Genomic DNA, 15945 nt, shown 5'->3' with positions numbered 1-15945 from the left:
TCAGACCACCCCTCCAGCCACCACGGAGAGCCCAGCCGATGACCACCGACCCGACCGCCGACCCGACCACCGGCCCCACCCGCCGCGACCCCTACGCCGGCTTCCCCGGCCGAATCGGCCGCACCTTCGCCGAGTCCGAGCCGTCCTGGCCGCCGCGCACCGCACCCGGCGAGAAGGCCCCCAACATCGTGGTCGTCCTCGTCGACGACATGGGCTACAGCGACATCGGCCCGTTCGGCTCCGAGATCGCCACGCCGACCCTGGACACCCTGGCCGACGAGGGCGTCCGGCTCTCCAACTACCACACCATGCCGCTCTGCTCCCGGCCCGCGCCGCCCTGCTCACCGGCCTCAACCCGCACCGCGTCGGCTACTCCATGGTCGCCAACTCCGACCCGGGCTTCCCCGGTTACGGCATGGAGATCGCCGACGACATCCCCGCCCTCGCCGAGCTGCTCCACGACACCGGTTACGCCACCTACGCCGTCGGCAAATGGCACCTGGTCCGCGACTCCGCCTCCAACGCGGCCGACGACCGGGACAACTGGCCGCTGAAGAAGGGCTTCGACCAGTACTACGGCGTCCTCGAAGGGCTCACCAGCCTCTTCCACCCCCACCAACTGGTGCGCGACAACAGCCCGCTGGACATCGACGAGTTCCCGGACGACTACTACTACACCGACGACATCACCGACCAGGCGATCTCCATGGTGAAGTCGCTCCGCGCCCACGACCCCGACAAGCCGTTCTTCCTCTATCTCGCCCACAACGCCGTCCACGGCCCGCTCCAGGCCAAGCCCGAGGACATCGCCCGCCACCAGGGCCGCTACGACGAGGGCTGGGACGTCCTGCGGACACGCCGCTTCGCCGCCCAGCTCGCCGCAGGCCTTCTCCCGCCCGGCACCGAACTGCCCGACCGCAACAGCGAGGCCGGACCCGACGTCCCCGCCTGGGACAGCCTCGACCAGGAGCAACAGCGGCTCTACGCCCGGTACATGGAGGTGTACGCGGCGCTCGTCGACAACATCGACCAGAACCTCGCCCGGCTCACCGAAACGCTCGAAGCGCTCGGCGAGCTCGACAACACCATCATCGTCTTCACCTCCGACAACGGCGGCACCGGCGAAGGCGGCCCGGAAGGCACCCGCTCCTACTTCAGCCGCTTCGTCCACCACCCCGCCCTCCCCGGCGACTGGACCCCCGACGTCGACCGCGACCCCGATCTCATCGGCGGCCCACGCAGCCTGGTCCACTACCCGCGCGGCTGGGGTATGGCCTCCAACACCCCGTTCCGGCTCTACAAGGGCCACACCTACGCCGGCGGGGTCCGTGTCCCGTTCGTCCTGTCCTGGCCGAGGGGCGCGCGCGAGGGCCTGCTCGCGCCGGGCGTCCGGACCCAGTACCAGTACGTCACCGACATCGCCCCCACCCTCCTGAGCCTGGCCGGCCTCGACCGCCCGGCCGAGCGGCGCGGGACCACGCTCCAGGAGCCGGACGGCATCAGCTTCACGCCCGTGCTCGCCGACCCGGACCACGCCTCCACCCACCCCGAGCAGTACTGCGAGATGACCGGCAACCGCAGCTACTACCACGACGGCCACAAACTCGTCACCCTCCACCGCCCCGGCACCCCCTACGACGACTCCGAGTGGGCGCTCTACGACATCCGCACCGACCCCACCGAGATCCACGACCTGGCCGCCGAACGCCCGCACCTGGCCGCGGAGTTGTCCGAGGCCTGGGAGGCGGCCGCCTGGCGCAACGGCGTCTTCCCGCTCCCCGACGGCAGCGGCGCCCTCGCCCGCCGCAACCCCGCCGAACAGCGCCTCACCCGCCCCCTGACCCTGCTGCCCGCCACACCCGAGCTGGAGCGCTACCGCTCCTCCCGCCTGGTCTCCCTGCGCTCCTTCGAGATCACCGTGGCCGTCGACGCGACCGGCGAAGGGGTCCTCGTCTCCCACGGCGACCAGGGCGGCGGCTACAGCCTGTACGTCGAGGACGGGCGGCTCCACCTCGCGTACAACGAGTACGGCGTCCTCCACGAGACCGACGCGGGCCCGCTCGTGCCCGGGGAACATGTCATCGTCCTCGCCGCCACGGCGGAGAAGGGCCTGCGCTGGTCGTTCACGGTCAGCGTCGACGGCGAGGTGAGGGCCACGCCTCCCAGCGTCCACCAGCTCATCGGCATGGCCCCGTTCCAGGGCATCAGCGTCGGCATCGACCGCAAGTCCCCTGTCTCCTGGCCCCTGTTCGAACGCCACCGCTCCTTCCGCTACGGCGGCACCCTGCGCTCGGTCACCTACACCCCCGGCGCCCCGGGCCCGGACTCGCCGGAAGCGGTCGCCACCGCACTCAAGCAGGCGGCAGCGGCCTTCGAGTGAGACAGCGCGCAACGCACGGTGGCCGCCCCTGGAGAACCAGGAGCGGCCACCGTCACGGACAGCGGGGCCTCACCCCACGTACGCCCCGCTCGCCGTCAGCCGCAGGGCCGTGTCGATCAGCGGAACGTGGCTGAACGCCTGCGGGAAGTTCCCCACCTGCCGCTGCAGGTTGGAGTCCCACTCCTCGGCCAGCAGGCCCAGGTCGTTGCGGAGTGCCAGCAGCTTCTCGAAGAGCTGGCGGGCCTCGTCGACCCGGCCGATCATCGCCAGGTCGTCGGCCATCCAGAACGAGCAGGCCAGGAACGCGCCCTCGTCGCCGGCCAGACCGTCGACGCCCGCGTCCTCGCCCTCGGTCGGGTAGCGCAGGATGAAACCGTCCTCCGTGGACAGCTCCCGCTGGATCGCCTCGATCGTGCCGATGACCCGCTTGTCGTCCGGCGGCAGGAAGCCCATCTGCGGGATCAGCAGCAGGGAGGCGTCCAGCTCCTTCGAGCCGTAGGACTGGGTGAAGGTGTTGCGCTCCTTGTCGTAGCCGCGCTCGAGGACGTCCCGGTGGATGTCGTCGCGGAGCTCGTACCACCGCTCCAGCGGGCCCTCGACGTCGCCGGACTCGACCAGCTTGATCGTCCGGTCGACGGCGACCCACGCCATCACCTTCGAGTGCACGAAGTGGCGGCGCGGACCGCGCACCTCCCAGATGCCCTCGTCCGGCTCCTCCCAGTGCTTCTCCAGGTACTCGATCAGCTTGAGCTGGAGGCCCATCGCGTAGTCGTTGCGGGTCAGGCCGGTCATGTGCGCCAGGTGGAGCGCCTCGGTGACCTCGCCGTACACGTCCAGCTGGAGCTGGTTGGCGGCGCCGTTGCCGACGCGGACCGGGGTGGAGTTCTCGTAGCCGGGCAGCCAGTCCAGCTCCGCCTCGCCGAGCTCGCGCTCGCCGGCGATGCCGTACATGATCTGGAGGTTCTCCGGGTCGCCCGCCACCGCCCGCAGCAGCCACTCGCGCCAGGCGCGGGCCTCTTCGCGGTAGCCGGTGCGCAGCAGCGAGGAGAGGGTGATCGCGGCGTCGCGCAGCCAGGTGTAGCGGTAGTCCCAGTTCCGTACGCCTCCGATCTCCTCGGGGAGCGAGGTGGTCGGCGCGGCGACGATGCCGCCGGTCGGGGCGTACGTGAGGGCCTTCAGGGTGATCAGGGAGCGGACGACCGCCTCCCGATAGGGCCCGTGGTACGTACACTGATCGACCCATTCGCGCCAGAACACCTCCGTCGCCTCCAGCGACCCCTCCGGGTCGGGAAGCGCGGGCGGCTCACGGTGCGAGGGCTGCCAGCTGATCGTGAACGCCACCCGGTCACCGGGGCCGACGGTGAAGTCGGAGTAGGTGGTCAGGTTCTCGCCGTAGGTGTCGGCCTGGGTGTCCAGCCAGACGGAGTCCGGCCCGGCGACGGCGACCGTACGGCCATCCACCTTGTGCACCCACGGCGTCACCCGGCCGTAGCTGAACCGCATCCGCAGCTCCGAGCGCATCGGCACCCGGCCGCTGACGCCCTCCACGATCCGGATGAGCTGCGGAGCCCCGTCACGCGGGGGCATGAAATCGGTCACCCGTACGGTGCCGCGCGGAGTGTCCCACTCCGATTCCAGGACGAGGGAGTCACCGCGGTAGCGGCGCCGGTCCGCCGACGGCGGCTCGGTCCCTTCCGGCCTCGCCGGACTCAGACGCCAGAAGCCGTGCTCCTCGGTGCCCAGCAGTCCCGCGAAGACGGCGTGCGAGTCGAAGCGGGGCAGGCACAGCCAGTCGGCCGTGCCGTCCCGGCAGACCAGGGCAGCGGTCTGCATGTCTCCGATGAGTGCGTAATCCTCGATGCGCCCGGCCACGTGCGTCTCCAGTCGAACGGCCATGTCGCCCCGTCCGGGGCGCTTACTGGGGGAGGGAGGGTTTCAGGGGGTCGTAGTGGAACCGACGAGTCCCGTACCGGTTGAGCGGGCCTGAGGTGCCGCCGTCCGGCCGTCTCGGCAGCGAGTGTCCGAGCAGGATACGACGCGGTACGAAGATCCGCGCGACGGTCCCCGCAACATCTCTGAGCTGATCGGGTGGGACGTGAAACGACTGCGGTGATGGTGTGACGCCCCTGTGCAGGGTGTGGCCGGAAGCAGCCTCCCCTCGTCGCTGTTACCCTGGTAGCCCGTGGACCGGTGGTCGTATCCGACAGCGGACGAGGCCCCCGAACCGCAGCGACGGCACCCCGGAATCCCCGGTTCGGCGGCCGGTACGCACCTCACAACCGCGACCACGGGAGCCCCCTTTGGCTATGCAGCCCACATCCACGACGACCAAGCACATCTTCGTCACCGGGGGTGTCGCCTCCTCCCTCGGCAAGGGTCTGACTGCCTCCAGCCTGGGTGCGCTGCTCAAGGCGCGCGGCCTGCGGGTCACGATGCAGAAGCTCGACCCGTATCTGAACGTCGACCCGGGGACGATGAACCCGTTCCAGCACGGCGAGGTGTTCGTCACCAACGACGGCGCCGAGACCGACCTGGACATCGGTCACTACGAGCGCTTCCTCGACGTGGACCTCGACGGCTCCGCCAACGTCACGACCGGCCAGGTCTACTCGCAGGTCATCGCCAAGGAGCGGCGCGGCGAGTATCTGGGTGACACCGTCCAGGTCATCCCGCACATCACCAACGAGATCAAGCACCGCATCCGCCGCATGGCCACCGACGACGTGGACGTCGTCATCACCGAGGTCGGCGGCACGGTCGGCGACATCGAGTCGCTGCCGTTCCTGGAGACCGTCCGCCAGGTCCGCCACGAGGTCGGCCGGGACAACGTCTTCGTCGTGCACATCTCGCTGCTGCCCTACATCGGCCCCTCCGGCGAGCTGAAGACCAAGCCGACCCAGCACTCGGTCGCCGCCCTGCGCAACATCGGTATCCAGCCGGACGCGATCGTGCTCCGCGCCGACCGTGAGGTCCCGACGTCCATCAAGCGGAAGATCTCGCTGATGTGCGACGTCGACGAGGCCGCCGTCGTCGCCGCGATCGACGCCAAGTCCATCTACGACATCCCCAAGGTGCTGCACACCGAGGGCCTGGACGCCTACGTCGTGCGCAAGCTCGACCTGCCCTTCCGGGACGTCGACTGGACCACCTGGGACGACCTGCTGGACCGCGTCCACAACCCCGACCACGAGGTCACCGTCGCGCTGGTCGGCAAGTACATCGACCTGCCCGACGCCTACCTCTCGGTCACCGAGGCCATGCGCGCCGGCGGCTTCGCCAACAAGGCCCGCGTCAAGGTCAAGTGGGTCACCTCCGACGACTGCCGCACCGCCGAGGGTGCCGCCGAGCACCTCGGTGACGTCGACGGCATCCTCATCCCCGGCGGCTTCGGCGAGCGCGGCGTCGACGGCAAGGTCGGCGCCATCCGCTACGCCCGCGAGAACAAGGTCCCGCTGCTCGGCCTCTGCCTGGGCCTCCAGTGCATCGTGATCGAGGCGGCCCGCTCGCTGGCCGAGATCCCCGACGCCAACTCCACCGAGTTCGACGCCGCCACCTCCCACCCGGTCATCTCGACCATGGAGGAGCAGCTCGCCTACGTCGAGGGCGCCGGCGACCTCGGCGGCACGATGCGGCTCGGCCTCTACCCGGCCAAGCTCGCCGAGGGCTCCGTCGTACGCGAGGCGTACGCGGGCGAGCCGTACGTCGAGGAGCGCCACCGCCACCGCTACGAGGTCAACAACGCCTACCGCGGTGAGCTGGAGAAGAAGGCCGGACTGGTCTTCTCCGGCACCTCCCCGGACAACAAGCTCGTCGAGTACGTCGAGTACCCGCGCGAGGTCCACCCCTACCTGGTCGCCACCCAGGCCCACCCGGAGCTCCGCTCCCGCCCGACCCGCCCCCACCCGCTCTTCGCGGGCCTGGTGAAGGCGGCCGTCGCGCGCAAGGTCGGCGCGGGCGAGTAGTCCCGAGGCATTACGGTTGACCGGGGTACGGGTCCTTGACGGACGCGTGCCCCGGTTTCTCGTTTTGTACGTGGTACGTGGGAGGACGCAGTGGGTATCCAGGACACGCCCGAGGAGTGGCAGGTCACCGCGACCACCACCCCCTTCACCGGCAACAAGACCAGCGTCCGCACCGACCAGGTCGTCATGCCCGACGGCTCCGTCCACGGCCGTGACTACCAGGTCCACCCCGGCTCCGTCGCGATCCTCGCGGTCGACGAGGACGACCAGGTGCTCGTCGTACGCCAGTACCGCCACCCGGTCCGCCAGCGGCTCTGGGAGATCCCGGCCGGACTGCTCGACGTGCCCGGCGAGAACCCGCTGCACGCCGCCCAGCGCGAGCTGTACGAGGAAGCGCACGTCAAGGCCGAGGACTGGCGGGTGCTGACCGACGTCTACACCACGCCCGGCGGCTGCGACGAGGCCGTACGGATCTTCCTCGCGCGCGGCCTCTCCGACGTGGAGGGCGAGCGGTTCGCGGTCTCCGAGGAGGAGGCCGACATGGAGCAGGCCCGTATCCCGCTGCCCGAGCTGGTGCGTTCGGTGCTCGCCGGGGACCTGCACAACAACTGCCTGGTCGTCGGGGCGCTCGCGCTCACCGCCGTCCTCGCGGGCGACGGCGTCGACTCGCTCCGCCCGGCCGAGGCGCCGTGGCCGGCCCGCCCGTTCGACGCCTGACGGCCCGTCCGCTCTTCTCGGCTCCTCCGGTCGGACGATCGTAAGAAATGCTGATCCGATCGGGGGATGTTCTCCCGGGCTCCGCCCCGCTCCGCAGTGATCCACACCACCGCTGAACTAGGCTCGAAAGGCCCCGACCGGAGTTCCGGCGGGCACCGCGTGCAGCGAAGTGGAGCGTGGCTCGTGACCGATCAGGCGGTGGACACCAGCGGCCCGGCCGAGACCGCGGGGACCGAGGAGCCGTCCGGCGCCGCCCCGCCCCGATTCTTCGGCCGGGAACGCGAGTTGAAGGCCCTGCGGGCCGACATCGAACGGGCCGGACTCGACACCCTGGCCGGCCGCAAGACCCCTCGCGCGAGGGTCCTGCTCATCGCGGGCCGCCCCGGCTCCGGCCGCAGCGCACTGGCCGCCGAACTCGCGGGCGCCCTCACCGGTACGGGCTCCGCTCCGGCCGACGCCTCCGGACCGGAGACCGGAACGGGCGCGCTGCCGTGGGCCGTTGCCGGTACGGGCTCCGGCGACTACCCGGACGGCGTGCTCCGGGTCGGCCTCACCGAACCCGGCGGCGCACCCGTCCCCACCGAACGCACGGCCGGTGAGATCCTCGGCCTGCTCGGGCTCCCCGTCCCGCCCGGCGCGGATCAGGACGAGCTCTCCGAGATGGTCCGCGAGGCCCTCGCCGTACGCCGTCTCGTCCTGATCCTGGACGACGCGGCCGACGCCGAACAGGTCGACCCGCTGCTCCCGGAGAACCCGGACTGCCTGGTCGTCGCCGTCGCCACCGGCCCGCTGACCGGCATCCCGGACGTCCGGCCCTGCACCCTCGGCGGCCTGGAGGCGGGCGCGGCCGTCCAGCTGCTGGCCCGCGCCATCGGCCAGGTCCGCATCACCGTCGACCCGCGCACCGCCGAGAGCCTGGCCGAGGAGTGCGGAGGCCAGCCCGCCGCGCTCACCCTGATCGGCGGTTTGCTGGCCACCCACCCGATGGCCTCCGTCGCCGACGTCACCAAGCAGCTCCACGACCTGCCCGACACCGGCGACCAGCAGCCCACCGGCGCCCGTCCGCTGGCCCGCGCCTTCCGCCTCGTCCACGACTCGCTGCCGACGGCCGCCGCCCGGATACTGCGCCTCCTCGCCCTCGCTCCCGCCGGACTGGCCGACGCCCATACGGCCTCCGCGCTGGCCGGCTGCTCGGTCTCGGCCGCCGAGCAGACCCTGGACGACTTCGTGAAGCTCGGCCTGGTACGGACGGACGGCGCCGCCCACCCCCAGTACGGCATCCCCGGCTGCCTCGCCCCGATGCTGCGGGCCCTCCTGGAGGAGCGCGACCGACCGGCCGAGATCCAGCTGGCCCGCGCCCGGATGCTGGAGCGGACCGTGCGCCGGCTCCAGGCCTGCCGCGCGGTCACCGAACCGGAGGGCTCCACCGCCCACCGCAAGCTCGCCGGACTGCCGCGCTCCCTCCGCTTCCCGAACGCCGAGGAGGCGGGCGTCTGGCTCCGGCTGCGCCAGCCCGCGCTGCTCGCCTCCGCCCGGCTCGCGGTGGCCGACGGCGAGCTGGACACCCTGGCCCGCCGCTTCGTCGCCGCCCTGGTGCGGGCGCTCGCCGCGCACCGGGGCACCGAGGCCGCCGCCCCCGAGCTGTACGGCCTGCACGGCCTGGTCCTGGACGTGGCCGAGCGCCGCGACCTGCCCCGCGAGCAGGCGGCGGCCCTGCTGAACCTCGCCGACCTGGACGCCCGCACCGGCCGCACCCGGGACGCCCTGACCCGCTACCGGGCCGCGCTGGACGCCGGAAGGGCCGCCGGCGACCTGTACGCGACGGGCCGCGCGATGGAATCCGTAGGCGGGACGTACGCCGAGCTCGGCGACTACCACCGGGCCTCCGACTGGTACGGCCGCGCGCTCGCCCAGCGCCTCACCCAGGGGGAGCGGGCGGACGAGGCACGGCTCTACGGGCGGCTCGGCGCCGTCCACAGCTACGCCGGACGGTACGGCGAGGCCCTGCGCAACTGGCGGGCCGCCGCGGCCGGCCACCGCAGGCTCGGCGACCTGGCGGCCCAGGCGCGCGCGCTCAGCGAGGCGGCCCGGGTGCAGGAGTACGCCGGGCGGCCGCAGGAGGCGCTGCACACCTGCCGGGAGGCGGCCGAGCTGGCCCGTCGCGCCGATGACGTGCGGCTTCAGGCGGCGCTCCAGCTCCGGCTGGCCGACACCCTGGACCGGCTCGGCGACCCGGCGGCGGCCCGGCTGCACCGGGCCGCCGCCGACAGACTGCTGGGCGAGGAGGGTTCTGCCTACGAAATCCGCAGTGCTTCGACGGAAAGTTAATGCTTTGTAAGGCTAGACAGCGCGAAGTCCTTCATTAGACTGGCTCTGCCGCGCTCGTTCGTGGCGTCTCCATTTATGCTGTGTATGTCCGGGTCTGTTCTGTCGTGCCCGGATTACCCTCCGAGCCAAGGACCGTGATCGACGTGAAGGTCGGCATCCCCCGCGAAGTCAAGAACAACGAGTTCCGGGTGGCGATCACCCCCGCCGGAGTGCATGAGCTCGTCCGCCACGGCCACCAGGTCGTCATCGAGAAGGACGCCGGTGTCGGCTCGTCCATCCCGGACCAGGAGTACGTCGCCGCCGGCGCGCAGATCCTGGACACCGCCGACGAGGTCTGGGCCACCGCCGACCTGCTGCTGAAGGTCAAGGAGCCGGTCGCCGAGGAGTACCACCGCCTCCGCAAGGACCAGACCCTCTTCACGTACCTGCACCTCGCCGCCTCCCGCGCGTGCACCGACGCGCTGCTGGCCTCCGGCACCACCGCCATCGCCTACGAGACGGTCGAGACCGCGAACCGCGCGCTCCCGCTGCTCGCCCCGATGTCCGAGGTCGCGGGCCGCCTCGCCCCGCAGGTCGGCGCGTACCACCTGATGCGCTCGGTCGGCGGCCGCGGCGTCCTCCCCGGCGGCGTCCCCGGCACCCACGCCGGCAAGGCCGTCGTCATCGGCGGTGGCGTCTCCGGCTGGAACGCCACGCAGATCGCCGTGGGCCTCGGCTTCCACGTCACGCTGCTCGACCGCGACATCAACAAGCTGCGCGAGGCCGACAAGATCTTCGGGACCAAGGTGCAGACCGTCGTCTCCAACGCCTTCGAGCTGGAGAAGGCCGTCGTCGAGGCCGACCTCGTCATCGGCGCCGTCCTGATCCCCGGAGCCAAGGCCCCGAAGCTGGTCACCAACGAGCTCGTCGCCAAGATGAAGCCAGGAAGTGTACTTGTCGACATTGCAATCGATCAGGGCGGCTGCTTCGAGGACTCGCACCCGACCACCCACGCCGAGCCGACCTTCCAGGTCCACGGCTCGGTCTTCTACTGCGTCGCCAACATGCCCGGCGCGGTACCGAACACCTCCACCTACGCGCTCACCAACGCCACGCTCCCGTACATCGTGGAGCTGGCCAACCGTGGCTGGGCCGACGCCCTGCGCCGCGACGCCGCCCTGGCCAAGGGCCTCAACACCCATGAGGGCCAGGTGGTTTACCGCGAGGTGGCCGAGGCGCACGGCCTCCCGCACGTCGAGCTGAGCACCCTCCTCGGCTGACGGGTCAACACTTCCCGTCAACATCGCGACTCCGGCCGGACCTTGCCGAGCAAGGTCCGGCCGGACGCGTATCGGGGCCTCTGAGGCCCTTGCGCAACTCGCCTCGAACGTAACCCTTTACCCGTTTCGTGCAGCGGCGAAATGTGCGGCTTGGTCGCTGTGCACCCTTGACAGCGAGGCGTTCGATTGCCGACACATCGGGCCGGGTCCGGCGGATTGTGTTGCTGCGGACCGGTGACACGCCATAGAGTCGCCAATCGTCGGCATGGTGCCACGCTGACCTATCGATAAGTTTCCTGGTCACGTCCAAGGAGGTAAGACGACTTGTGAATGAGTCGACAATTACTCCCGGGGGTGGTCAACCAGGGATGCCTGCACGGGGTCTGAGCCCGATCGGGCTCGAAGCTGTCGGCTCCGTCGCTGTCCGCACCTTCGCCACCCAACAGCACATGACGACAGCCCCCCAGATGATGGACGGCCTACACGTGAACGCCACGGCCGGCAACGAGAGTGGCCGGAACACCGACCGCTTCGCCGACTTCGCCGAGGTGCCCGAGGGGCACTTCTACGACCCCGACGCCGAGTACGAGCCCGATCCGGAGTACGCGGCCACGCTCGCGCCCGACGCCGCGCGCCAGCGCCGCGAGCGCATCGGCCCCACCGGACGGCCCCTGCCGTACTTCCCGATCCCGGGCCCCCTGACCGACCACGGCCCCGCGAAGATCATCGCGATGTGCAACCAGAAGGGCGGCGTCGGCAAGACCACGTCGACCATCAACCTGGGTGCCGCGCTCGCCGAGTACGGACGCCGCGTCCTGCTCGTCGACTTCGACCCGCAGGGCGCCCTCTCCGTCGGCCTCGGGGTCAACCCGATGGAGCTGGACCTCACCGTCTACAACCTGCTCATGGAGCGGGGCATGGCGGCCGACGAGGTCCTGCTCAAGACCGCCGTCCCGAACATGGACCTGCTGCCGAGCAACATCGACCTCTCGGCCGCCGAGGTGCAGCTCGTCAGCGAGGTGGCCCGCGAGTCCACGCTCCAGCGCGCCCTGAAGCCGCTGATGGCCGACTACGACTACATCGTGATCGACTGCCAGCCCTCGCTCGGCCTGCTCACCGTGAACGCCCTGACGGCCGCTCACAAGGTCATAGTGCCGCTGGAGTGCGAGTTCTTCGCGCTGCGCGGGGTGGCGCTGCTCACCGAGACCATCGAGAAGGTCCAGGAGCGGCTCAACCCCGAGCTGGAGCTCGACGGCATCCTCGCCACCATGTACGACTCCCGTACGGTGCACAGCCGCGAGGTCCTGGCGCGCGTCGTCGAGGCCTTCGACGAGCACGTCTACCACACCGTCATCGGGCGCACGGTCCGCTTCCCGGAGACCACGGTCGCCGGTGAGCCCATCACCACGTACGCCTCCAACTCGGTCGGTGCCGCCGCCTATCGCCAGCTCGCCAGGGAGGTGCTCGCCCGGTGTCACGCCGAGTGAGTCTGCCGGGGGCCGACGAACTGTTCCGTACGACCGGGGGAGGGATGGGCCTCCAGGCCTCGTCCCCGGCGGACCGGCGACGCAAGGCGAACGGCGAGCCCCGGGTGCCGGCACCGGCCGGGGAGAGCGACCCCTCGGGCCGGTCCGCCGAGGCCGGTGAGGAGCACGCCTCCGCCGACGACGCGGGCGACGCGCGCGGCCGGGGCGCAGAGAGCGACCGCCAGGCCGCCGCTGCCCCTGCCCCCGCCCCCGCCCCGGCCCCGCCGTCCGGCGACCGGGCCGCAGCCTCCGCCCCGGCGGAGCAGTCCCCGGCCGTCCAGCAGCAGCGCAGGCGCGGCGGCGGCCGTGGAGCCAACCGGCGCCCCAGCGGCCGCGAGCGCCACGACGAGAAGATCACGGTCTACGTCTCCGCCGAGGAGCTGATGGACCTGGAACACGCCCGGCTCGTCCTGCGCGGCGAACACGGCCTCGCCGTCGACCGGGGCCGGATCGTCCGTGAGGCGGTGGCGGTGGTCCTCGCCGACCTGGAGTCCCGGGGCGACGCGAGCATCCTCGTACGGCGGCTGCGCGGCCGCTGACCGGCGCCGCGCCGGTAGCCTGCCGGATGGGACCCGCCGCCCGGCGGGCCCCCTCCGCGCCCCACCTCTGGACCACCATGCCCCCGCCCCACGACCCCGCCGCCCCGCGCCGCCGCGCCCTGGGCCGGGGGCCCGGGGCGGTGGCGCCTGAGCGGGAGCCCGGTCCGGAGCCGGTCGCGGAGGCCGTTCCGGTGGCCGTGGAGGCGCCTGCGGAGGCCGTACGGGAGCCGGAAGCCGTTTCCGTACCGGATGTGCCGGAAACCGCTCCGGAGGCCGTACAGGCCGGGCCTGAGCCCGTAGAAGCGCGTGAAGGGCCTGAAGCGCCTCACGGGCCTGAAGCGTCCGACGACAAGCGGTTCACCGTCCGGCTGGTGAACTTCGAGGGCCCCTTCGACCTCCTCCTCCAGCTGATCTCCCGGCACAAGCTCGACGTGACCGAGGTCGCGCTCTCGAAGGTCACCGACGAGTTCATGGCGTACATCCGCGCCATGGGCCCCGACTGGGACCTCGACCAGACCACCGAGTTCCTCGTCGTCGCCGCCACGCTCCTCGACCTCAAGGCCGCCCGGCTGCTGCCCGCCGCCGAGGTGGAGGACGAGGCGGACCTGGCGCTGCTGGAGGCGCGGGACCTGCTCTTCGCGCGGCTGCTCCAGTACCGCGCGTACAAGCAGATCGCGGACATCTTCAGCGGCCGCCTGGAGTCCGAGGCCCGCCGCCACCCCCGTACCGTCGGCCTGGAGGACCACCACGCCGAGCTGCTGCCCGAGGTCGTCATCAGCATCGGGCCCGAAGGGCTCGCCAAGCTGGCCGTCAAGGCGATGCAGCCGAAGCCGAAGCCGCAGGTGTACGTCGACCACATCCACGCCCCGCTGGTCAGCGTGCGGGAGCAGGCGGGCATCGTGGTGGAGCGGCTGCGCGCGGCCGGAGCGGCGGTGAGTTTCCGCACGCTCACCGAGGACGCCCCGGACACCCTCACCGTCGTCGCCCGCTTCCTGGCCCTGCTGGAGCTGTACCGGGAGAAGGCCGTCACCCTGGACCAGGACGAGGCGCTCGGCGACCTGCTGGTGACCTGGTCCGGCGGGACGGACGCGGAGCCGGTGGTGACGGACGAGTTCGACCAGGAGCTCAACGGGGGCAGTGACGAGGAGGACGTACGGGAATGAGTGAGCAGCCGGTCCAGGCGGACGACACGGGCGCGGTCGCCTCGCTCGACCTCAAGCCCGCCCTCGAAGCGGTCCTCATGGTCGTCGACGAGCCCGCCACCGTCGACCAGCTGGCCAAGGTGCTCCAGCGGCCCCGCAGAGCGGTGGCGGACGCGCTGCGGGAGCTGGCCGACGAGTACACCGTGCAGCGCCGGGGCTTCGACCTGCGGCTGGTGGCGGGTGGCTGGCGGTTCTACACCCGCCCCGAGTACGCGGCGGCCGTCGAGGGCTTCGTCCTGGACGGCCAGCACGCCCGGCTCACCCAGGCCGCGCTGGAGACCCTGGCGGTGGTCGCCTACCGGCAGCCGGTGAGCCGGTCGCGGGTCTCGGCGGTGCGCGGAGTCAACTGCGACGGCGTCATGCGGACCCTCCTCCAGAGGGGCCTGGTGGCCGAGGCGGGCGCGGAACCCGAAACAGGTGCGATCCTGTACAGGACGACGAACTACTTTCTGGAGCGAATGGGCCTGCGCGGCCTGGACGAGCTCCCGGAACTCGCGCCCTTCCTCCCCGAGGCGGACGCGATCGAGGCTGAGACGCTAGAGGGTGTGCCGTCGTTCGATCCGGACGCACCGGACACCCCGGATACTCACGCAGACGACAAGACGGAATTTTGATGCGAAGCAGTGGCAGGAACAGCGGAAGCGGCAGCGGCGGTCAGGGCGGCCGGAGCGGCGGCCAGGGCGGGCGCTCCGGCGGCCAGGGCGGCGGCGGACGCGGCGGCAGCGGCCAGGGCGGGCGGCCCGGAGCCTCGGGCGGCCGTCCCGGCGGTCAGGGCGGTCGTCCCTCCGGCGGTCAGGGCGGACGCGGCGGCAGCCAGGGCGGGCGTCCCGGCGGCCAGGGTGGCCGCCCCTTCGGCCAGGGCGGGCGTTCCGGCTCGCAGGGCGGGCGTTCCCAGGACGGGCGTGGCAGCTACCAGGGTGGGCGTGACGAGCAGGAGCAGCGCCCCCGCCGTCCCCGCCCCGAGGAGCGCCGCTACGACGTCGGCAACGACGCCCCCGGCGCCCGCTCCGAGCAGGACGGCCCGCGCAAGGGCCGCGGCTCGGCGGCCCGCGGCGGCGCCAAGGGCGGCCCGAAGCCCGCACAGGGCGGCTCCGGCCGCACCGGCGGTTTCCGTCGCGGCGCCCCCTCGCGCCCGCGTGAGCTGGACGCCAAGATCGAGCAGCGCAACCGCGACCGGTACGCGAACAAGCCCGAGATCAACCTGCCCAAGACCCACCCGGGCGCCGAGCAGGAGGGCGAGCGGCTGCAGAAGGTCCTCGCCCGGGCCGGCATGGGCTCGCGCCGTGCGTGCGAGGAGCTGATCGAGCAGTCCCGCGTCGAGGTCAACGGCGAGATCGTCGTCGAGCAGGGCATGCGCGTCGACGTCCACAAGGACGAGATCAAGGTCGACGGCCTGACCGTCGCCGCGCAGTCGTACCTCTTCTTCGCGCTGAACAAGCCCGCCGGTGTCGTCTCCTCGATGGAGGACCCGGACGGCCGCCAGTGCCTCGGCGACTACGTGACCAACCGCGAGACGCGGCTGTTCCACGTCGGCCGGCTCGACACCGAGACGGAGGGCATCATCATGCTCACCAACCACGGTGAGCTGGCCCACCGCCTCACGCACCCGAAGTACGGCGTGAAGAAGACCTACCTGGCCGCCATCCAGGGCCCGCTGCCGCGCGACCTCGGCAAGCGGCTCAAGGACGGCATCCAGCTGGAGGACGGCTACGCCCGCGCCGACCACTTCCGCGTCGTCGAGAACACCGGCAAGAACTACCTGGTCGAGGTCACCCTCCACGAGGGCCGCAAGCACATCGTGCGCCGCATGCTGGCCGAGGCCGGCTTCCCGGTCGAGCGCCTGGTGCGGACGTCCTTCGGGCCGATCCCGCTGGGCGACCAGAAGTCCGGCTGGCTGCGCCGCCTCACCAACACCGAGGTCGGCATGCTGATGCGCGAGGTCGGTCTCTAGAAGCTCCTCACCGAGGCCCGCGGCCGGTATCCGTTCGGAAGGTTCGAACAGAACCGGCCGCGGGCCTTTTGCTGCCCCCGT

At 71.7% G+C, this 15945-nt stretch carries 10 protein-coding genes and 1 pseudogene; 10 read left to right on the top strand and 1 reads right to left on the bottom strand.

Annotation, left to right across the window (positions count from 1 at the left end; all coding sequences use genetic code 11):
- Window positions 1-38 precede the first annotated feature (38 nt).
- Window positions 39-2380: pseudogene (locus ACQP09_RS05340) on the top strand (arylsulfatase).
- Between the two features lie 69 nt (window positions 2381-2449).
- Here ACQP09_RS05340 and ACQP09_RS05335 read toward each other — a convergent pair.
- Complete coding sequence (locus ACQP09_RS05335) at window positions 2450-4276, bottom strand: glycoside hydrolase family 15 protein (protein ID WP_433396377.1); 1827 nt, start codon at window positions 4274-4276, stop codon at window positions 2450-2452.
- Window positions 4277-4686: 410 nt separating this feature from the next.
- On the opposite strand from ACQP09_RS05335, the gene ACQP09_RS05330 reads away from it, so the two are divergent.
- The 9 genes from ACQP09_RS05330 (at window position 4687) to ACQP09_RS05290 (ending at window position 15864) form a co-directional block, all read left to right on the top strand.
- Entirely contained in the window at window positions 4687-6342 is a 1656-nt protein-coding gene (locus ACQP09_RS05330) for a CTP synthase (RefSeq protein WP_433396375.1), read from the top strand.
- Between the two features lie 90 nt (window positions 6343-6432).
- Window positions 6433-7059 (top strand): NUDIX domain-containing protein, encoded by a 627-nt coding sequence (locus ACQP09_RS05325; RefSeq protein WP_433396374.1) that lies wholly within the window; start codon window positions 6433-6435, stop codon window positions 7057-7059.
- Between the two features lie 183 nt (window positions 7060-7242).
- Complete coding sequence (locus ACQP09_RS05320; protein ID WP_433396372.1) at window positions 7243-9387, top strand: tetratricopeptide repeat protein; 2145 nt, start codon at window positions 7243-7245, stop codon at window positions 9385-9387.
- Window positions 9388-9530: 143 nt separating this feature from the next.
- The gene (ald, locus tag ACQP09_RS05315) at window positions 9531-10646 is read left to right on the top strand and encodes an alanine dehydrogenase (protein ID WP_433406500.1); all 1116 of its coding nucleotides are present in this window, start codon (window positions 9531-9533) and stop codon (window positions 10644-10646) included.
- 368 nt (window positions 10647-11014) lie between these two features.
- The gene (locus ACQP09_RS05310; protein WP_018488026.1) at window positions 11015-12133 is read left to right on the top strand and encodes a ParA family protein; all 1119 of its coding nucleotides are present in this window, start codon (window positions 11015-11017) and stop codon (window positions 12131-12133) included.
- A complete protein-coding gene (locus ACQP09_RS05305) occupies window positions 12130-12711 on the top strand; it encodes a hypothetical protein (RefSeq protein ID WP_433406499.1) in 582 nt (193 codons plus the stop codon). The genes ACQP09_RS05310 and ACQP09_RS05305 overlap by 4 nt, the downstream gene beginning before the upstream one ends.
- 77 nt (window positions 12712-12788) lie before the next feature.
- The gene (locus ACQP09_RS05300; RefSeq protein WP_433406497.1) at window positions 12789-13874 is read left to right on the top strand and encodes a segregation/condensation protein A; all 1086 of its coding nucleotides are present in this window, start codon (window positions 12789-12791) and stop codon (window positions 13872-13874) included.
- Window positions 13871-14527 carry an SMC-Scp complex subunit ScpB gene (gene scpB, locus ACQP09_RS05295; RefSeq protein ID WP_018515500.1) on the top strand — a complete coding sequence of 219 codons (657 nt, stop codon included), beginning with the start codon at window positions 13871-13873 and terminating at the stop codon, window positions 14525-14527. Before ACQP09_RS05300 ends, scpB begins: the two co-directional genes overlap by 4 nt.
- On the top strand, window positions 14527-15864 hold the full coding sequence (locus ACQP09_RS05290) for a pseudouridine synthase (protein WP_433396369.1): 1338 nt from the start codon (window positions 14527-14529) through the stop codon (window positions 15862-15864). The genes scpB and ACQP09_RS05290 overlap by 1 nt, the downstream gene beginning before the upstream one ends.
- Window positions 15865-15945: the final 81 nt, after the last annotated feature.

The sequence above is a fragment of the Streptomyces sp. CA-146814 genome (assembly GCF_050942385.1).
In the GTDB taxonomy this organism is placed as follows: Bacteria; Actinomycetota; Actinomycetes; order Streptomycetales; family Streptomycetaceae; genus Streptomyces.
The sequence above is the reverse complement of the archived record's forward strand: the minus strand, read 5'-3'. Positions and strand labels throughout refer to the sequence as shown.